The following is a 19,344-nucleotide window of genomic DNA, read 5'->3' as shown; positions in this document are numbered from 1 at the left end:
ACAGGGGAGAGCCTCTTTTCTCTCCCCCGTATGCTATGATTTACTTGTTTCTGGCCGCAGCCTGTTAAGGGGTATTTCACTCGCCTGCCATCTGGAAAAACTGGGCCGGCGTCAGAACTGTTATCCCCAGCTCCCTTGCCTTTGCCAGCTTGCTCCCGGCATTCTCCCCGCAGACCAGGTAATCCGTCTTTTTGCTCACCGAACTCCCGGCATGGGCGCCCAGGGATTCAATCTTTTCATTGATGCCGCTGCGGGTATAGGGTTCCACCTTTCCGGTCACTACGACATTCATCCCCACAAAAGGATTCTCCCTTACTGCGGCCGTATTATTTTCCGCTGTCCTTTTTTCGATATGTAACATCTGCTGTAATACCTCCCATACATACAGATTTTCTTCATCATAAAACCACTCATGGATATTGTTGTGCAGGGTATCCCCGAAATCAGGGAGCTGCGTAAAATCATACTGGTGATGCACCGCGTCCTCAAATTCCTCCAGGTCACTGTGGAACACCCCGGCAAGGGTCCGGCTGGCCGTATTTCCCACCATAGGAATATCCATTGCAATCAGATACCGCTCAAAGGTGGTATTCCTGCTGCCCTGGATGGCATCCCACAGGCGCTGCCAAGATTTCTCCCCGAAGCCTTCCATATTTACAATCTCGTTCCTGTGCCTGTCAAGCCCATAGATATCCATGTAGGTGTGAATCCACCCTTTTCCAATGAATTTCTCCAGAGTGGCCTCGGACAGACCTTCGATGTTCATAGCTTTCTGGCTGACAAAATGCACGAACTGGCGCAGGCGCCTGGTCTCACAGTTCTGGTTGTCGCAGAACAGAGTCTTAGTAATCTTATCTTTCCCATTCTCCACGGAACGGCTCTCGTGGATGCGGGCAGGCTCCCCACAGCAGGGGCACCTTTCCGGTACGGCCTGCCCCATGACAAAGCGGCCGCGGTCCAGATTTTCCTCCACATGGGGGATGATCATGTTCCGCTTGCTGACCAGTATCCGGCAGCCGGGCATCAGCTCCATCCCCTCGATAAAGGAAAGGTTGTGCAGGCTTGCCCTGGATACCTCGCATCCGTCTATCACCACCGGCTCAAAAACCGCCACCGGCGAAATCTCCCCGGAACGGGAAGGATTCCACTCAATGGAGAGCAGCTTTGTTTCGTGGAGTTCGTCCTCGAATTTAAAGGCCATCCCATCTTTGTAGTGATGCCCTGTCCTGCCGCAAGACCGGGAAAAGGCTATGTCATTGTAGGATGCCACGATCCCGTCAATGGGGATATCACTGGCCTCTGCGAACTGTCGCAGCTTTGCAATGCCGTCCGCCATCTCCTGGCAGGTCAGTTTCCGCTTGCTGATGACAAATTTGCAGACATGGAAACCCAGTTCCGGAAGTTTCCGCAGTTTCTGGGACTTTGTTTCCAGTTCCGGAAACCCTTCCACCACGGCAAAGGGCATGAACATCACTTTCCGCTCCCGGCAGACTGCCGCATCCAGAAGGCGCACGGAGCCGGCAGCCAGGTTCCTTCCGTTCTTGTAACGCTCACCATTGCTGTCCGTCAGAGTTTCCTGCAGCTTCAAAAAATCATTGGGACGGATGAAAGCCTCCCCGCTCACCACCAGACGTTCCTTGTAGGGAATGTGCTGTGGTATCCCGGAAATGCCGCAGACATTGTGGGTGATTACTTCTCCGGTATCCCCGTCACCACGGGTGGAAGCTTCAATCAGTTTCCCGTCCTCGTAAGTCAGCTTGACCGTCAGGCCGTCCAGTTTTAACATCAAAAGGATCTGATGCTCCCCTGCAAAGGAAACCAATTCCTCTACGCTTTTCGTTTTGTTCAGTGAGAGCAGCGGAATCGGATGGTCTGTCTTTTTAAGATCACTGACTGCCTGAAACCCCACAGTCCGGGTAGGGGAATCCGTCATCCATATCCCTGTTTCCATTTCCAATGCTGCCAGCTCGTCATACATTCTGTCGTAGACTTCATCCGATGCGGATGGGGCATTGCTGTTATAGTATTCATCCCTGTACCGGTTTAACTGTGCGGTCAGCGCCTGTATTTTTTCCCATGCGTTCTGTGCCATTTAAGCCACCTCCTGTCCTGTGATGCGGAATGACATAACTAAAAACTTTTCCGTGTGTTCTTTATCATTGCAGTATATACTACAGATCCCGTTCTCAAATTCCCAGAACGGGGCGTTGCTCCACCAGAGGACAGACCCCTTCCCGTTGTTGGCAAGGGTGACCTTGCAGCCCGGTTCCTCCGGCACGATACTGTAAAACCCCTGGGTATTTGCCACCGTGACCTTCCGTTTCTGTCCCACGTATTCCGGGCGGCAGTGGGCGGTGATCTCGAAGCAGGTTCCCTTCTTCAAAGTCTTTTTCAACTGGCTCAGATTTTTTACCATACTTATCTCCTTTTCGTTTCAATGTTTAACTTTATAAAAAGAAAGCAGATGCCATAAAGACATCCGCTTTCTTACCTACGCAGCAACCGCAAGTGCGGGGGCATGCAGAATCTCTTTTTCCCATACATCCAGAAATCTCCTGACTGCGGGGGAAGGGGCCTGATTGCCATAACAACGGGCCTGCGCCAATTCTCCATTTTGAATCTCAACGGTACAGAGAGATTTACTCTGTTCACTGGCTTTCCGGACAAACAGGATGGTACTTTCCCTCTTAACAACCTTCTTTACATAGCTTCCTACACAATGGTGCAGGTTCTGCCCTTCTTCCAGAATCTCCTTTGCAGTATGGGGAAGGAATACCGCAAACCCATATTTTACGAAATGATACTGCTGATTCATCTCCTCAAACTGTTTCTGTATCTGCCTGTCATAGACCAGGGCCTGCTCTTTGTCCGAAACATCATTCACCTTGTCATGGGCTTTCTTTAAATCAGCCGGAAAAAGGACGAAACTGTTTTTCAGATCTAATTCCAGCCCTTCGCTCATGCACAGGTAATCCCGGTAATCTGTCAGGATATCTTCCATTTGGTAATACCCGCTACTCTGATAGGGGCTCTTTTTACAAAACCTGGCATACTGTTCATTTACATACTTCACCAGCTTATAGGGAGTCATATGCTTTAATGGAACAAGTATATTTTCTGGCCTGCTGATACTATAATCTCCACACCAGCGCAGCAGTTCTTCATCCAGTTCCACATTCGCATGAATAAGCGCTTTGATCAGTTTCATCTGGCCCAGCCCCGGATTTACCCTTTGCAGCATAGGGAGATGGGCTTTATCGAACCCCAGCACTTCCTTTAAATTCTTCCCATTTGGATTAAAACCAGAATCTGAACTATAATAATGATTGCCAAACGCAACACTTTCAGCCAGGCGGTACAGATGAAGCTTTACCAGATACTCCAGCATAGGATAGCGTTTGTACTGCACCAGATAACTGATGGCATAAAGGGGTTCCTTTTCCGCCAGATAGAATTCTTTTAACTGGGAATACTGCCACGGCGATCCTTTTAACACTTTATCCAGGTTTTTCTCATATAGGAAACCTGTCTGGTCAGCTTCAAAGCTGTACTGCCACCTGCTGAATACGGGGCGGCTGCCCGGCTGCCACGGGGTAAGGCTGTTCCTGTTTCCATAGCTGTAATAATAGCATTCTTCGGAAGTTTTCCCGGTATCATCCCAGGAAAGGAATGTCCTGGCGTTCTCATAAACACTTATATACGGTTTCCTTTCATCCCCATACTGAGAATACCTTTTAAGGAACCTCACTACAATTTCGTTTCCGGAAGTGCGCTGAATGACCTGCAGTGTATCCCGGTCAATGATCATCCCACGTTTTCCACGGCTCTTAAAGGTTACCTTCGCCTTACATGCAGGGCATACCCCTTTTTCATTATGTTTCACGCCTGTCACAAGAACTTCGGTTTTACATGCGCTGCAGAATCCCTCCATATCCGTCCTCTTTCTGTTATAAGAATAAAAAAGATAGTGCGGCATAATCTCCCGGTCAATCATCTTCCTGATATTTCTGGGAAGGGCAGGGACTGCCTTCATTCTCTCACGGATTTCTTTTTCCTTTTTTAATTTCCGCTCCCGCTGTCTTTTTTCGCTGATGTCACTCTGCAAAAAATACAGGCTGGTAAAGCCTTTAGCGACTTTTCGTTTACAAAACTTTGTCACACGTTCCTCATCGCCGGTCATATAAAAGGCACACCGCCTACTGAAATCATAATCCCTCTGCAGGTTACAAAAGGCGGCCGCACTCCAACGGGTGCTTCCATCCTCTCTGCGGCATAAAGTGACGTACTCTGTCCTGCTCTGAAACATGGTCCAGACAGGCTTAAAATTACCTGCTGCCGCCTGCTCCCGCAGATAGATATACAATACCAGAAGCCGTTTTTTACCAATATTTTTCACTGCTGTCCGCACAATGTACTTCACTTCCTCCGCATGGAGCAGCCCGTGATTCCGGTTCATTTTCAACCCCGGATCTGCAAATTTCCGGCATTCTCTTTTATTTATCTTCATCTGCATTTCCCCCTATCCTGCAATGCCTGCCAGAGTCATCTGTTCAAACTGCCCGCCATCTGCTCCTTTCTCCTGCGGTTTCTTTTCCTCCTTTTTCCCATTCTTCTCTTTCCCTGTATTTTTCTTTCCCGCAGTTTTTGTGCTTTTGGCCTTCCCATTGGATTTTCCGTTATATGCCTTGGGAACAAACTTCTCCTCCTTTTCCTGATCTTCCTTTGCGTCCGGATCACGGAAATATTCCTCCGCCCACTGATAGCACAGATCATCCGGCACGTCACTTCCATAAACGCCGTTTTCCGGCTTGATATCATTATCCTTCATCTCCTGCTCCACAAACTCCCTGGCTTTCCGGTTGATATAGAAAAAGCAGTGGATCATGGTCTTGCGGGGATGCATGGTCAGTCTGGAAAAATCCGGGTCCTCCAGGCATAAAGTCTGGATATACTCTGATACGCACTCCTTCATATTCCGGCGGGTAAGCCTTTCCGTATCGGCTCCCACACGTTTCATGGCCTGTGCGGTCACTTCTTCGTCACTCAGGGAAGACAGTCTGGCAAGCTGTACCTGTTCGGCTTCCTTCTTTGCCTGCTGCCTGGCCTCCCATTCCGCTTTCCGTCTGGCCTCTGCCGCCTCATGCTCCGCACGTTTTTTATCCTTTGATTGCTCTTCCGCATCAGAGTTTTCTTCTCTCTCATTTTCCGGCTCCCCAGTTTCTTCTTCTCCATCGGTTTCCGGGCCGTCGCTTTCTTCTGCGTCCTCCCACGCTCCATCTGAAACAGTTTCTTCCTGGGTCGGAAGAGAAGCCGCATCCGGTTCCTGCCCGTCTGAATCAAAGGGGTTCTCCCCAAACGCATCCATGCTGTCCATAAAACCATCGGGCAGCCCGTTTTCTCCCTTTCCGGGATCTCCTGCCTCCTCAAAAGGGGTTTCTTCCATACACACTTCCATGTTCATATCCTCAAATGCACTACTCATATCTGCTCTCCTTTCGTCAAAAAAGGCATAGAGCGGGTAATCCCATTCCATGCCATTGCCGCTGTCCGCCTCCATCCTTTCATTTTTTCGCAAGAAAGGGGGAGAAGCGCACAGGTTCAAATGTCCTGCCGTCTATGTAGAAATAGCGGCGGCCTGTTCCATCGTCCAGTTCCACCACATCCGAAGATGCAAGGGGGCGTCCTCTGTAGCCTTCCGGCACCTGGTTTCCGTAATATGCCGAAATCTGTTCCAGTATTTCCGTATCTTTCCATTCTTCCGGGCAGGCAAGCTCCGAATCGCACACCAGCCGGTATTCCGAAGCCGGTGGCTGCTCATACCCGGCTTTGTGCAGATCCCGGATTCCCTTAAAAGCAAATGGGATGGTCTCCTGGCCTGCGTCAAAGCAAAGCTGGTAAATGCGGAACCTGTATCTGCAGTGGGGAAAATCCAAGGTCTCCTTTGACAGTTCTTTTCCCTCCTGACAAAAAAACGCCCGGCCTTTCTGTAAATTCTGGTCTCCACCTTCTTTCTGCTGTTTTTTTCTCCGGAGCGCAAGCTGCCAGTCGTCAATCCCCTTGTAGTTGGGATTCCAGGTCAGCCTCCGGCACTCCATGCCCTGCTGTCTTGCCAGCAGGTAGATTTTGGAGCTTCCTTTTGCGATCATCTCATTGCTGTACTTGTCCATGTCGTGGGCCTCGATAATGAGTTCCGTGCCGTTCTGTGCCAGCAAAGCGAACAGAGGCCCCAGCTGCGCCACATTGTTTGCCCCTGCCACCGCTACAAAAGAACGGTTTAACAGCACATGGGCAATATCCGCTTTCAGTATTCCCTCCGTGACATAGATGGTCCGGGCAAAAGGGTTCCCTATAAAATGCACCGGGCTCCCGGATGTGACCCCCATATTTTTCGTGGAGGAGGAAAGCCAGATATATTTCGTCCCGGCTTTCTCCGGCGGGTCGTCCTTGTCCTTAAAGGGTACGTCCAGGAGGATCTGCATCCCCCGGATCAGCCCGTCAATGCCGATGGCCGGTATCAGGATGCCCGCTGTACGGCTGCTGAACTTTGCGGTCCAGTATCCGCCCTCATGAAGATAAAACCCCGGAACGCCCTCCACCTTACAGCCCTGCTTAATCAGCCTCTCTGTCAGGGAGCGGCACAGAAAATAGGGCGGGGTGCTCTTAAATCCCAGGCTGTCGATCTGTTCATCCGAAAGCCCCCGCTTCTCCGAGCGCAGGTGCGCCCGGTGTGCGGAAGTCAGGGACAACATTTCCAGCAGCAGGGAATAGGTCTGGTGTATTTCCTGGGGGCCGACACGTTCCGCCTGGGAAATCCCGGTTTCCTTTTGGCTGCCGGCGCAAAGGCTCCCTGACGGAACCCCAGCGTCGGAATTTATGTTCTCTGCCTGCCCATATCCCCAGGAAGTATCCCCCGCCTGGAGCGCGTCACAGATTTCCTGATAGGCTTCGGAATTGGTGGTATTGTTGACCCTTGCGTACAGGTTCAGCATCCCCCCGTATTCGCCGCAGTAGTTGCACCGCCACACGTTCTTGACAAAGTTGACATTCATCTTTCCTCTCCGGTCGCCGCAGAACGGGCAGTCCGTATAGGCACTGTCCGCCTGCCTGCGCCGGATGCGCAAATGCAGCAGCTCCACCACATCCATGATCCCAAACGGGAAATCCTGTGAAAACGAGCCCATTGCCTGCACCCTCCTTCCTTGCTGTCTCCTTTAGCGCTCTCCATTGCCTGCCTTTACCCGGCTTTTTTTACAGCCAGGGAATCCAGCATGATCTGGGCCGCCGCGCGGAGGATATTGTTATCCCCCCTGTAACCGCCGTACAGATAGAACTTCAGGCTGGGCGGGCGCCGTTCTGCCACTTCCGCAATGGTCTGCCCCTTGCAGACGCCGGTATCCACTACCACCTTTCCTGCTTCTTCAAAGGTCATCAGCTTGACGATCTCCTCCACAGGCATATCCGGGGTATATCGGGCGTTTGTTTTTTCCTGTGCCGTTTCCATGGAAACAGGCAGCTCCTGGACTTCTGATGCCGGGGAACCGGCTCCCACATTTTCAACACTTCCGGCATTTCCACTGGAAGATGTGGCCGTCTCTGCGGAAATATTCTGCCCGCCTAACAGCGCCATCATGCCCTGTACCGCTTTCCCTGTATCTTCCTCCATATCCTTCCTTTCGGAAACAGGAAGGCTGTTCCCCGTTCCTCCCGCCGCAGGCATTCCTGCGCTTTTCTGTACGGGAAGGGATTCCGGTTCCCCTGCCCCTACAGGCAGTTCCCCGGTTCCGGCAGGCTGCGCCGTTCCTTGAACCTTTGTTGTCTGCGGTCCAACCGGCAGACTGCTGTTTTCAGCCGGCTCCTGGACCCTGGCTGACGGTTCCGTTTTACTTTCTCCACCTGCTTCCACGGTCTGCGCTGATCCTGCAGAGGGCTGTCCTGACGGTTCCTGTGTGGAAGACAAAGGCTGCCCTTCCATCTTCTTCGTGACACCGGACTGTACCGGGAGCGTTCCGAAGCTTTCTTCCGGGCCTGCCGGAAGGCTTTCTGTACCGCCCTGGGAACCAGCCGGAAGACTTGCTGCAGGCTTTCCATTCCCTGTCATTGTTTCAAGGGGAACTTTTGTCTCTGCATCTGTGCGCTGTGCCGGACTGTTTCCCGCAGGCCCAGTATTTACCGCCACCTTTGCGCCCTGAATGGGCAGCCCGGAGGTCTGTGCCGGCTTTTCCTGCTGCGGTGTTTCTTTCTTTTCCGCTGCAGCCGGGAACGCTGTGACCGTACTTCTGGCAGGTGCCGTATCCGGCTGTTTCCCTTCTGTGGAAACCGCAGCTGTGCCAGCCAAAGCAGTTGTTTCTTTCTTCTGGGAGATTCCATTGAAAGGAACCCTGCTCCCGTAATGGCTCCCTTTCGCGTCCATGCCCACATCGGCAAACTGGATGCCAAAGCCTGCATCGGATAACGCCTCATCCATAGCCGCATGCTGCGCCGCCTGGATATACTGCCCTCCCGGCGCCTCTTCCTTCGTACAGCTGGAAGTAAAGCTGCCAATGGGGTTTTCATCCGTACGCTCCAGAAAGACCTGTGCCTCATAGATCGCCATCTGCTCCGTGATGCGCAGGGCGTTCAGGCGGATACGGCCTTTGGGGTTCGCAAGCCGGAACCATAACTTTTTATAGCGGAGATCCAGCTGCAGCATTTCCTCCCCGTTTTCCGGGGAGATAATGCGGCGGAGCAGTTTCAGCGGGTTAAACCCCGGCACTTTGTTAAGCTCTGCCACCGCAGGGATGCTCTCATACATGGTTGCTGTCTGTTCATTCTTATTCATGGATAAAACTCCTTTCATTAAATAAATAAGGGATACCCCGTGCGATTTCTGCACCTGCATCCCATTTTTAACCTGCTGCCTTCAGTTTTTCTTCCAGGAACTCTGGCACCGCAATCCCGGCGCTTTTCGCATAAGCCTTGTAATACAGGCGGATGCGCTCTCCCAGAAGGGTATTCCTTTTGCTGATCTCATTCTTGTGGATGGCCATGAACAGCACGCTCTTTTCGCCTGCCAGCACTACCCGTTTCCTTGCCCTGGTGATCCCGGTATACAGAAGGTTCCGGTAGAGCATGACGTAGTGTGCTTTCAGCACCGGCATCAGCACAATATCGTACTCGGAGCCCATGGCCTTATGGATGGTAGTCGCATAGGCAAGGTCCAGGTTCACCAGGTCCTCCGTGCTGTATTCCAGGCTCCGGTCCTCCCCGAAGTCCAGGCCGATCCGTTTCCCTTCCGGCGTATCCTCCACATAGCGGATAAATCCCAGGTCGCCGTTGGACACCTTATCCGTGTTCTTGGTCTGCATGATCCGGTCGCCCACACGGAACGTCTTTGGCCCGATACGGACCTCGTCCTCTGCGGACCGGAACGGATTCACGATCTCCCGGATGGCAGCGTTCAGATGGTCTGAGGATGCCGCCCCTTCCGTCCGGAATGGCGAGAGGATCTGCACATGCTCGATCCCATTCCCCTCAATCTCCTGACAGTATCTGTCAATGATGGCCGCTGCCGCGTCCGCCTGGCTGCCACAGGGCAGGAACTGAAAATCATTCCCATAGTACAGCTTGGTGCTGCCGTCATGGATGAACCGTGCGTTATGGGCGATCAGGCTGTCCTTTGCCTGGCGGAAGATCTCATCCAGCACCGTGACTGGCACAAGGCCGCACTGGATCAGCTCCTTAAATACATTCCCCGCGCCTACACTGGGCAGCTGGTCCGGATCGCCCACCAGGACAGTCTTCGCCCCTTTCTTCAGTGCGGAAAAGAACTTGCCCGCAAGCCACATATCCACCATGGAAAACTCGTCCACAATGACCAGATCCGCATCCAGGCTGTCTTCCTTTTTTGTCCGGCTGCCCTCGTCCTCTTCACTGACAAGGCCGAGCCCGCTGTGCATGGTACACGCCCCATCAAACCCGGTGCTTTCCGCCATCCTGCGGCTTGCACGGCCCGTAGGCGCCATCAGGACAATCTTCCCGTCTGGATAAATCCTGCGGTAAACCTCCAAAATAATCTTCAGCACGGTCGTCTTGCCCGTACCCGGTGAACCGGTGATCACGGACAGGTTATAAAGGAATGCTGTCCGCACTGCGGATTCCTGTTTCCCGGAAGTCCGAAGCCCCTGCTCCGCCCTGACTGTTTCAATGACAGCAGAGATATCCTTCATCGGCGGCCTTTCCTCCGCCAGCATCCTTGCGACCCGGCTGGCAGTCTCATCCTCCTGCGCAAAGGCGTTCGGATGGTAGATGCTGTCCCTCATGGAGACCACAGAGCCGCTTAAGATCATGACGTCCAGTTCCTGCTCCACTTCCTCCGGGCGCACGCGCATTTCCGGAAGCGGGATCTTTTCATTCAGCATCTTAAACGCTGCCTTGCGCAGCTCTTCCCTTCCCAGGAACAGGTGCCCCTGTTTCCCTTTCGCCTCATCCAATGTACAGTGGAGCGCGCCCCTGATCCGCATGGGGTCACGGGGACGGTTATCGGTCTTCCTTACAATGGCGTCCACCCTGCGGAACCCAAAGCCCGGCATCTGGCACAGCTCAAAAGGGCTTTTTTTCAAAATATCCAGACAGGCCGGCCCGAAATACTGGTAGATCTTCAGGGCTGTCTTCGGCGTCAGCTTAAAGGGCGCCAGAAGCGTCATGATATCCCGCAGCGCCCGGCTCTCCGCAAAAGAAGCCCGGATGTCTTCCAGTTTGTTTTCCGTTATCCCCCGGACTTCTAAAAGCCGTTCCGGGTTCTTTTCCAGTACGTCCAGCGTATTGGTGCCGAACCTTGCCACAATCTCAGCGGCCGTTTTCTCCCCGATCCCTTTGATGAGGCCGGAACCAAGATAACTCAGCACGCCCTCCTTTGTTTTCGGTACGACCTCACGCCACTGCTCCACCTGGAGCTGCATGCCGTACTTCCCGTTTACCCATTCCCCGTCCAGTTCCAGCTCCACGGCATCCGTCATGGGGATCTCATAGCCCACGGCGGTGAAACGAATCAGGTGGTCCCCATACCGTCTCTTATCCCTCGCCTGTGCCGGGACGGAAGTATCTTCGGTCTTCATAATGACAATGCAGAATTTATTTGACGGGTTGTGGAAGATCTTCCCGTCATACGTTGCTATAATGCCCATTCTCTCACCTCCATAAAAGCCATAACATAAGCAGGCCCGCAATGACTGCCAGGACAGCGCCCAGCAGGGGATACAGTACCAGATAACATCCCAGGCGCATCAGCCGGAATGCATCCCTTATCAGGAGAAGCAGGAAAAATCCCCCTATGCCCCCCAGTATCCATGTTTTTCTTTTCATGTTCACTTTACCCTTTCTCTGCCATTTTCTTTGTTTTCAGGCGGCATCCACGGAACTGACCTTTACATGGAAGGTCCGGAATTCCGATACCGTTACAAACTGCTCGTAAATCTCCGGGTACTGCAGTTTCAGCCGCATCAGGTTGTCCTTGTCAACCATCATCTTGCGGACCGGGTTGTATGTCAGCGTGTACCGGCTCCCGCCCATATCGCAGACAGCCCTGCAGCTGGTCCCCATCTCCGCAGCCAGGATCGCTTTCAGCCTCTGGATATCGGCCTCCAGCTTTTTGGAATACTTATCCGACTGTTTCTTCTGCTCCTGGAGCTGCATATACCGCATCAGGGTAGACGGCATGGTCCCACTAAGGACAATGGCATCGGCATCCTTGTCTGCCCGGCCGCAATACTGCCTGGCGCTGGCGAGGATCACATCCCCGTCCTCCAGGTAGGGCGGCGGGACCTGTTTCTTCACATAGCTGTCCCAGAATTCCTGTTCCAGAAATACCATCTCTTCCTCATAGGCCATGTCCCTGTGGATCTCCCGGATAATCGTTTCATCCTCCGTGTTGCCGTACAGACAGCAGAAAAACACACGGTCAATATCCATCACGGCCATGTAATGCCTGCCCTGTGCCTCATAGTAGACCGGCACGGCCTCCCTGCCGTCCTTCCACCAGAGGTCTTTTGCGTTGTAGTTGGTGGTCTTGATCTCCAGGATGGCTTTCGTCCCGTCCGGCATGGTGATGAAGTAATCCACGTCTGCCAGCATGAACGGATAAAGGGGATGCCGGAACATCTTTTTGATCTGATAGATGTCAAGCCCTGTCCTGCGCTCAAAGATCTTTGCCACAAGGTCTTCCAGGAGATGGCCCATTTCCATGGCCACCCAGTTCCCCTCGTCTTCCTCCACCGCCGCAATACCCAGCTTGTCATAGTAGATATCCCGTGCGGTACGGAAAGGGGAGATCCCGATAATGGCAGAGACGTCACTGCCGCCGATCCCGCGGCGGCGCCAGTCCAGCCATTCTTCCCGGGTAAGGTCTTCCGTATCCACAAGCACCTGTGGGCTGTGCCTTTCCCTTTCCATGTTTGTATCGGGCATGGTCACGCCCCCCTTCTGGCCCTGTGCGTGAAGTTTACTGTCCGGATCCTGGTACAGTTCTTCCAGTACTGGCTGTCTGCTTTCTGTGCAGCGATATCCCTGAAAGGGTATCCTGCCGCCTGTTTCTGCCAGCTCCTGCCGGCCTGTTTCTTTCTTGTACTCATACGTTCTACCTGCCTTTCTAAAATGTTTTATCCTCAAAGCCTTAATCGGCGTTTGGGCAACAGAATAGTAAAAAGCGGAAATGACCATCTGCCAAATCCCTGGCGTCCATGGATTTCCATGAACCATAGTCATTTCCGCTCTCAAAGGGAAAGTAATCCCTTAACATAAAAAAGCCAGTACACCACCAGCCAAAGGGCATAATGGTACTACTGGCACAAAAATACAAACTTAACAGCGTGTGCAATGCGGACAGTATTCCGCATACAGTCTGAACGGACTGCATTTCCCATACGGGTACGCACAAAAATCAATTACAAGGACAGTTTAGCACAAGATATTGATTTAGTCAAGTAATCAATACTATATATAGTGTTTTTAAAATTATTTTATACATCATCTAATGAGATACACTGCATCCTGTAAAATCTTCCTGTATCTTATGAAACTTCCAGATCAAACAGCGAGAGCTGTACCGGCTGCTCTTTTTTCTCTTTTTCTTTTAGCTGGCGCATCTTTTCCAGTTCCGCTATCCTTTCTGGCCCCAGCCATTTGTCTGCATGGCGCCGCTCTGTGCTGTATTCCTCCAGGCTCTCATATCCGTTCTCCAACAGTTTCTTTTCCAGGCGCCTGACTGCGGACTCCCGTGACTGCCGCCGTCTCTCCCTTTTATCCTCTGAATCCCGTTTTTCCATATCGGAAGCATGCACGATCTGGATTCCATTTCGGATATCTTCCAGGTCCTGCATCAGATCCCGGCTCTCCCTGCGCTCTGCACGGACGTTCTGGATCTCAAAGGAAAAATACCGGCCGTGGTATTCAGAAAAAAAGAGTTCCGTAAAATAGTGGTTCCGCACTTTCTCCTTTATCCTGTCCTGGCAGAGCCTGGCGCATATCTTACAGATATCCATGCTTACCGGATGGTCAAAGAGCTTTTTTCCTTTGATGATCCGGGTGTCCACCTGTCCTTCAAACAGCGTGCCGTTCAGGTCATTTCTGAGATAGGATATCTTTACATCATAAAATACATTCCCCCTTTTCTTATCCAGTTCATGCCCCAGAACCGGGCACATCCCTGCACACCTGTTCCGTCCGCAGTCATAAGGGTCATAGTTCATCTCCCATTCCAGCGTATCCCGGTTGAACCGCATATGCTCCCGGCAGACACGTCCTTTCTTCTGCAGTCCGAAGCTGATCTCCTGCCTCCGTATCTCATCGTCATGCAGTTTCAGGATATGCTCCACACTCCCTTCATAACAGTATTCTTCCCCCGTCATATGGACCTCGCAGTCATACCGGAGTACGCCATGCTCCTGGAGATATTCATGTTTCAGCTTACATTCTTTCTTTTCATAAGGGCAGTGGATGGTAGCCATATCATTTTCAAAAGTCCACTCAATCCCCATGTAACTCATGTTGCTGTGGCACTGGAGCCCTTTGCACTGCAGGCCGCAGGGCGTCTTAAAGGTCTGCTCAAATATCCACCGCCGTTCATAGGTAAAGCCCCCATCATAATTATCAAGGGTCTTTTCCTGCCACATGGGTACGTCAACCCTTACATAGTCCGGATGGTGCTCTGCGTTATATCCTTCCTCCAGCAGCCGTTTTGTCAGAGCATTGTATTCCTCATGTTCTTTTTCTCTCATTCTGTTCCTCCTTACAGTCCCTGGCAGGGACGCATACCAAAATAGTCTTCCATGCGATCCCGCAGCCTTTCTGCCGACATATCATATTCCCCGGCAATACAGGATTCACAGCACGGGTATTTGTACGCCAGGGTTTTTGATAACCGGGCATCCCAGCTGTTTAGCTGCCTGCCGCATTTGTTACAGTCCTGATCCAGCCATCTTACTTTCTGCAATCGCTCTCCACCTTCCTTTCTTCCTTGTGAATGTTGTTGTATCCTTATATGCCTTCCGGCTTTCAGGCAGCAAAAAAGCAGGAATGACTTTCTTATTCCTGGCGTCCGCAGTTTCCTGTGAACCCGTGTCATTCCTGCTCTGAAAAGAGATAATTAAATTTTCCAAAATAAAAACCAGCGGTATATCACTCACAGGACGTAGTGATACTGCTGGCACAATCATACAAACTTAACAGCGTGTGCAATGCGGGGCTAAACCGCATACAGACGTTTCCGGCTGTATTTCCATAAATGAATTCGCACAAAAATCAATTACAATGGAAGTGTAGCACAGGATATGGAATCAGTCAATGAAAAGAAACTGTATATGGTTTAAAAGAAATTTAAAAAAATTTTCGATTCTTGCAGAAATATATGATTTCCACCCTATTTTATTATTGTATAGGTCATTCAGAAAAAGATGCCATAGAGTGTACATTGACAATTTCACAGCATGGTACTGGGAGTTATACAGGTGTATGGGACAGGCCTGCCGTAAAAAGCCTGCCCCTGCTTAATCGCTGCACAGCACGGCCTGGAAATACGCGGCGGGAACTCCGGCGCAGGAAGTGGCCCAGGGTGTCATGCGGAAACAAAAACTGATTTTTTTAGAATTAGAACGTGTTGTTTTTATTTTTTGTTGCAGTGGCTGGCTGAAAATCGTAAGTTATATATGTGTAAGAAACCGTAGGCTCTTTCCAGCCACACAGAAAGGAGGACATTGTGGCTGAACATAGAAACGCTATTCCAAATGCCGATTCGGAAAAAAGGAGTTATTCTGTTGCGGAAGCGGCAGAGATTCTCGGCGTAAGCAAACGTTCCATTTACAAACTGTGCTCTGCAAATGCATTCAAAACAGTTCGTATTGGCAAAAAGCTGAGAATCTCCAGAAAATCCTTTGACGAATGGCTTGATGGAGATAATAACATTTAACAGGAAAGGAGCCTGCATATATGGCATCAATTCAAAAAAGAGGAAAAAAACATGCCGTTGTCTATACCTATACAGATCAGGAAGGGCAGAAAAGACAGAAATGGGAAACATTCAGCACCAAAGCGGAGGCGAGGAAAAGGAAGTCAGCGGTGGAAGCCGAACTTGATAACGGAACTTTTATCCCGCCCAATACAACAACGGTGGAAGATTTCTTAAAGGAGTTTGTTGATCTTTATGGAGAAAAGAAATGGGGCCTTTCGATCTATGCCAGCAATACGGCGCTGATCAACAACTATATCAATCCGCTGATTGGAAACCTTGTTGTCCAGGACATCAACAAAAGGACTGTGGATAAATATATCCAGCAGCTCCAGAAAACAGCCCCTGTAAACACTCCGTATCGTCATGCAAAAACGGAGTATGTGACGCCCTGCACCATCGAAAAGATTATCAAGCTCCTCCGGTGCGCTTTCCATCAGGCAGTGCGGTGGGATATCATCGGCAAAAATCCGTTTGAGGATGCCGACCTGCCGAAACGGGAAAAGAAAGTCCGGGCAATCTGGACGGCGGATACCATCCGCCAGGCTCTCGACAACTGCCAGGATGGGAAACTCTACATTGCAATCAATCTGGCTTTTGCCTGCTCCATGCGGATGGGGGAGATCACCGGTCTGACCTGGGACTGCCTCCACATCGCAGATGAAGACATTGCAAACGATAACGCATATGTATGGATTGAAAAGGAACTTACCCGTGTTGACCAGAGGGCGATTGACGCACTTGGGGAAAAGGATATCCTTTTTGTATTCCCCAGGCTGATGGGCGGCAAATCATCCACCAGGCTTGTCTTGAAAAAACCAAAGACAGAAAGCAGCATCCGTAAGGTATGGCTTCCCAAAACCCTTGCCCTTATCCTGCGCGACTGGAAAGAAAAGCAGGACAGGCTGAAAGAGTTCATGGGGTCGGACTATACAGACTACAACCTGGTACTGGCTCAGGAAACGGGAAGGCCCTGCGAGGACCGCATCATCGGCAACCAGTTTGAACGCCTTAAAAAGTCTGCCGGCCTGCCCAATGTGGTATTCCATTCCCTGCGCCACTCCAGCACGACCTACAAGCTGAAACTGAACAAAGGGGATCTCAAAGCCACCCAGGGAGATACCGGCCATGCACAGATTGACATGATCACGGAAATCTATGCGCATATCCTGGACGAAGACCGCAAGATCAACGCACAGAAATTTGAGACGGCTTTTTACGCCAACCCCGATATGTGCCCCGTGGAGCGCAGCCTCCAGGGAGAGGGCGACTCCGTGCCCAACCCGGACGTTATGATGAAACAGCTGGAATCTTCCCCGCAGGCGATGGACGCTTTCACTCAGAAATTCATCGAACAGTACGGCGACCAGATCATGACGCAGCTTGCAAAAAAGATGCTCGGTGCATGATACGACACAGGATAACATGGGATGCAACGGGAGTACATAAAAGTAAAGATTAGCAAAATGATTAGCAGACCTTGTTTTTCCCGCCAGGGGGTTCGATTCCTTTTAGGACTATCCCCACAGGCGGCAGATTGAAAATGCAGCCACGAAAGGAGGTTATGTTGGAATCCCTGAAGGAACAAAAATGCCGCAACCCTTGAAGTTACGGCATTTCAGCGTCCCCGAGAAGATTTGAACTTCCGACCCCACGCTTAGGAGGCGTGTGCTCTATCCAGCTGAGCTACGAGGACTCGAACGATATGAAGTTTATGAAAAGAGCTTTTTACCCTCCACGGACTTTGATGACCGGGATATTAGGAGGCGTGTGCTCTATCCAGCTGAGCTACGAGGACTCGAACGATATGAAGTTTATGAAAAGAGCTTTTTTACCTCCACGGACTCTGATGAGCGGGATAACTAGGAAACGATCACTCTATTCAACCAAACCATGCGCCCCAGAACAATAAAAACTTTATAAAAAAATCTCTTATTTCACAAGCTCAATTAAACCATATCGGAATTATTATAATCTATTTTTCAAAATAAAGCAAGTATAATTTAAAAATATGATATAAATTTTTATATTATATTTCATACCAACTTTCAATCCATATTTTCACACCAAATCCACATACAAACCTTCACCAATAATCCCCCCAACAAATTCCCGCAATCCTCAAATTCTCCTGTCCCTGAAATTCGCAGTGCCCATCATCCATATCTTCCCTTTAAACCGCCTTCCCATAGCCGGCTCTCCCAGAAGATCCATTTTATTTATCCCAACCCTGAAATACAGATCATTACATTCCAGCATCATATCATAGATTTCCTCCCCGGTAATCCTGTTTTTCTTCAGCGCAACATCTTTAATCTCCCCCAAAATAGAATACTGATCGCACTCAATTCCGCTGGGCATAAAACAAGTATCCACAATCGAATAGATATCCTCCTTCACCACCCTGCGCGAAGCCTGCGAATAAAGATCAATATCCTCAATCGTCAGCGACTCCATGGCATCTTCATCGCCATTTTTAGCGGCCTCCAGGAGATTATCGCGGTTACGCGACGCCACCTTGGCCTTTTCAATCTGCCTTGCCGTTTTATTGACAGGCAGAAGTACTTTTCCATACACCGAAAAAGCAGACAGACTGGCCGATTCCACTCTGGCCCTGCTGTCCCCCTTCATCAGCCTCTCCCGGTATTCAATCGGATTCAGCAAATAGAAAATAAGCGAGATCCCCACCTTATACTCATCCAGCAGCCCCGCATAAGTCTCCTTTTCCGTATGGCGCTGAATCGAACAATCCGCCTTTGAAGTTACCTCTTTATTGAGCAGATATGGATAATAATACTCGATCTCCAGTTCATCCTTATCATCCAACTCCCCATACATTGCGATACCAATCCCGTCCGCAATTTCTGTCTTTAACTCATAAATACTCGTCTCCCTGTCAATCTGGAAGCACCTGGAGCAGCGCGCCTCCTTTGAAAGACAACGGAGCAAAATATTAATATCTCTCTTTTTCTGATACATGCTGAATCCCGCAGCACGCAAAAATTTATGCATTCTCTCTTTCACCCTCTATCAAAAATTTCCGTTTCTTCTGTATTATATACATTCGCCACAAATTTTGTTATACCAATTCCTAGTACTACAGCGAACTTTTTGAAAGCGTGGTCTTTCTATGAGCCAGATAGGCACAATGGTTCCTGCGTATGTAGTAACATACAATCGCTTTCATATTCGTAACTGTATAGGTTATAATTCCATGCATCAGCTTTACTACCATCGGCATGGTCAATGGAATCTCTTTTTTTTAAAGATTTCCCGTATATAAATCGTAAACAGATGCGCTATCATCACAAACAGCATATGACGCTTCCAGCCCTGGTAACTCCGGCATTCATAATGTCCCATTCCCAGGTTGCTTTTACATTCTTCAAAGCATTGTTCAATGGGCCATCTTAAGGTTGCTGCCCTGTCCAGTTCCTGGACAGCCAGACCTCCTGGGGCATTGGAAACGAAATATTTTACTTCCCCATCTGCATATTTCCTTAAATAAAGCCATATTTCCGGCCCCGGCTTCACATAACTGCGGTTCCCGTCTTTACGGCAGGAATAACAGCGCATATATTTCCTCTCTGCAAGGATCGGACCCTTCGCTCCTTCTGCCAGTACAACGCTTTCCCAGGGGACGGAACTGTCCTCTGCGATTTCACGTACCGATACCGGCTTAGTGGACAATACCGGATGTTTTCTGGGGCGGCCCCTTTTCGTTTCCGGGTAACACATCTGAGGGTATTCGGGAAATACCTGCTCTTTTGCGTTTGTTGCCGCAAAATACCATACCCCTTCCGGCAGTTTCAGCCCGTCAAGAAAGGCATGGTCATTCCCGTATGCCGCATCGCAGCCAATCCATCGGA

The 19,344-nt window shown here is 50.5% G+C and carries 16 protein-coding genes and 1 tRNA gene; 2 read left to right on the top strand and 15 right to left on the bottom strand.

All coding sequences use genetic code 11. The annotated features are described in order from the left end of the window. Positions 1 to 76: 76 nt before the first annotated feature. The 11 genes from ligA to NFS31_RS11345 all read right to left on the bottom strand — a co-directional run bounded on the left by ligA (position 77) and on the right by NFS31_RS11345 (position 14,464). Positions 77 to 2,092: an NAD-dependent DNA ligase LigA gene (gene ligA / locus NFS31_RS11395; protein WP_251494997.1), complete on the bottom strand. Its 2,016-nt coding sequence runs from the start codon at positions 2,090 to 2,092 to the stop codon at positions 77 to 79. Continuing rightward, a complete protein-coding gene (locus NFS31_RS11390; RefSeq protein WP_251494994.1) occupies positions 2,093 to 2,416 on the bottom strand; it encodes a hypothetical protein in 324 nt (107 codons plus the stop codon). Positions 2,417 to 2,491: 75 nt separating this feature from the next. Further along, positions 2,492 to 4,507, bottom strand: a complete 2,016-nt coding sequence (locus NFS31_RS11385) for a PcfJ domain-containing protein (protein WP_251494991.1) — start codon at positions 4,505 to 4,507, stop codon at positions 2,492 to 2,494. Between the two features lie 12 nt (positions 4,508 to 4,519). Beyond that, entirely contained in the window at positions 4,520 to 5,482 is a 963-nt protein-coding gene (locus NFS31_RS11380) for a Cas9 inhibitor AcrIIA9 family protein (protein ID WP_251494988.1), read from the bottom strand. A 79-nt stretch (positions 5,483 to 5,561) separates the two neighbouring features. After that, a complete protein-coding gene (locus tag NFS31_RS11375; protein ID WP_251494985.1) occupies positions 5,562 to 7,181 on the bottom strand; it encodes a YodL domain-containing protein in 1,620 nt (539 codons plus the stop codon). Positions 7,182 to 7,234: 53 nt separating this feature from the next. After that, complete coding sequence (locus NFS31_RS11370; RefSeq protein WP_251494983.1) at positions 7,235 to 8,818, bottom strand: hypothetical protein; 1,584 nt, start codon at positions 8,816 to 8,818, stop codon at positions 7,235 to 7,237. A gap of 67 nt (positions 8,819 to 8,885) precedes the next feature. Next, positions 8,886 to 11,162 carry an SF1B family DNA helicase RecD2 gene (gene recD2 / locus NFS31_RS11365; RefSeq protein ID WP_251494980.1) on the bottom strand — a complete coding sequence of 759 codons (2,277 nt, stop codon included), beginning with the start codon at positions 11,160 to 11,162 and terminating at the stop codon, positions 8,886 to 8,888. A 4-nt stretch (positions 11,163 to 11,166) separates the two neighbouring features. Then, complete coding sequence (locus NFS31_RS11360) at positions 11,167 to 11,340, bottom strand: hypothetical protein (RefSeq protein ID WP_251494977.1); 174 nt, start codon at positions 11,338 to 11,340, stop codon at positions 11,167 to 11,169. A 36-nt stretch (positions 11,341 to 11,376) separates the two neighbouring features. Beyond that, on the bottom strand, positions 11,377 to 12,732 hold the full coding sequence (locus tag NFS31_RS11355; RefSeq protein WP_331482596.1) for a YqaJ viral recombinase family nuclease: 1,356 nt from the start codon (positions 12,730 to 12,732) through the stop codon (positions 11,377 to 11,379). A 311-nt stretch (positions 12,733 to 13,043) separates the two neighbouring features. Continuing rightward, entirely contained in the window at positions 13,044 to 14,249 is a 1,206-nt protein-coding gene (locus NFS31_RS11350; protein WP_251494974.1) for a hypothetical protein, read from the bottom strand. An 11-nt stretch (positions 14,250 to 14,260) separates the two neighbouring features. After that, entirely contained in the window at positions 14,261 to 14,464 is a 204-nt protein-coding gene (locus tag NFS31_RS11345; protein WP_251494972.1) for a hypothetical protein, read from the bottom strand. 762 nt (positions 14,465 to 15,226) lie between these two features. On the opposite strand from NFS31_RS11345, the gene NFS31_RS11340 reads away from it, so the two are divergent. Next, positions 15,227 to 15,436, top strand: coding sequence for a helix-turn-helix domain-containing protein (locus NFS31_RS11340; protein WP_251494970.1), 210 nt, complete (start codon positions 15,227 to 15,229; stop codon positions 15,434 to 15,436). A gap of 20 nt (positions 15,437 to 15,456) precedes the next feature. Then, positions 15,457 to 16,884 (top strand): site-specific integrase, encoded by a 1,428-nt coding sequence (locus tag NFS31_RS11335; protein ID WP_251494966.1) that lies wholly within the window; start codon positions 15,457 to 15,459, stop codon positions 16,882 to 16,884. A gap of 213 nt (positions 16,885 to 17,097) precedes the next feature. Here NFS31_RS11335 and NFS31_RS11330 read toward each other — a convergent pair. The 4 genes from NFS31_RS11330 to NFS31_RS11315 all read right to left on the bottom strand — a co-directional run. Further along, positions 17,098 to 17,171, bottom strand: a tRNA-Arg gene (locus NFS31_RS11330). A 425-nt stretch (positions 17,172 to 17,596) separates the two neighbouring features. Further along, a complete protein-coding gene (locus tag NFS31_RS11325; RefSeq protein WP_251494963.1) occupies positions 17,597 to 18,487 on the bottom strand; it encodes a DUF3881 family protein in 891 nt (296 codons plus the stop codon). An 85-nt stretch (positions 18,488 to 18,572) separates the two neighbouring features. Beyond that, positions 18,573 to 18,716 carry a hypothetical protein gene (locus tag NFS31_RS11320; protein ID WP_251494960.1) on the bottom strand — a complete coding sequence of 48 codons (144 nt, stop codon included), beginning with the start codon at positions 18,714 to 18,716 and terminating at the stop codon, positions 18,573 to 18,575. A gap of 2 nt (positions 18,717 to 18,718) precedes the next feature. After that, the coding region (locus NFS31_RS11315) for a transposase (RefSeq protein WP_251494957.1) at positions 18,719 to 19,344 on the bottom strand (626 nt) is incomplete at its 5' end.

This window comes from Otoolea muris (assembly GCF_943193115.1).
GTDB lineage: Bacteria > Bacillota > Clostridia > Lachnospirales > Lachnospiraceae > Otoolea > Otoolea muris.
Note: the sequence above shows the minus strand (reverse complement) of the source record. Positions and strands in the feature narration are given on the sequence as shown.

What these genes read in the sequence shown, in the direction of transcription:
- ligA (WP_251494997.1), bottom strand. Translation starts at nt 2,092, where the DNA reads ATGGCACAGAACGCATGGGAAAAAATACAGGCGCTGACCGCACAGTTA.
- NFS31_RS11390 (WP_251494994.1), bottom strand. Translation starts at nt 2,416, where the DNA reads ATGGTAAAAAATCTGAGCCAGTTGAAAAAGACTTTGAAGAAGGGAACC.
- NFS31_RS11385 (WP_251494991.1), bottom strand. Translation starts at nt 4,507, where the DNA reads ATGAAGATAAATAAAAGAGAATGCCGGAAATTTGCAGATCCGGGGTTG.
- NFS31_RS11380 (WP_251494988.1), bottom strand. Translation starts at nt 5,482, where the DNA reads ATGAGTAGTGCATTTGAGGATATGAACATGGAAGTGTGTATGGAAGAA.
- NFS31_RS11375 (WP_251494985.1), bottom strand. Translation starts at nt 7,181, where the DNA reads ATGGGCTCGTTTTCACAGGATTTCCCGTTTGGGATCATGGATGTGGTG.
- NFS31_RS11370 (WP_251494983.1), bottom strand. Translation starts at nt 8,818, where the DNA reads ATGAATAAGAATGAACAGACAGCAACCATGTATGAGAGCATCCCTGCG.
- recD2 (WP_251494980.1), bottom strand. Translation starts at nt 11,162, where the DNA reads ATGGGCATTATAGCAACGTATGACGGGAAGATCTTCCACAACCCGTCA.
- NFS31_RS11360 (WP_251494977.1), bottom strand. Translation starts at nt 11,340, where the DNA reads ATGAAAAGAAAAACATGGATACTGGGGGGCATAGGGGGATTTTTCCTG.
- NFS31_RS11355 (WP_331482596.1), bottom strand. Translation starts at nt 12,732, where the DNA reads ATGGTTCATGGAAATCCATGGACGCCAGGGATTTGGCAGATGGTCATT.
- NFS31_RS11350 (WP_251494974.1), bottom strand. Translation starts at nt 14,249, where the DNA reads ATGAGAGAAAAAGAACATGAGGAATACAATGCTCTGACAAAACGGCTG.
- NFS31_RS11335 (WP_251494966.1), top strand. Translation starts at nt 15,457, where the DNA reads ATGGCATCAATTCAAAAAAGAGGAAAAAAACATGCCGTTGTCTATACC.
- NFS31_RS11325 (WP_251494963.1), bottom strand. Translation starts at nt 18,487, where the DNA reads ATGCATAAATTTTTGCGTGCTGCGGGATTCAGCATGTATCAGAAAAAG.
- NFS31_RS11320 (WP_251494960.1), bottom strand. Translation starts at nt 18,716, where the DNA reads ATGCCGATGGTAGTAAAGCTGATGCATGGAATTATAACCTATACAGTT.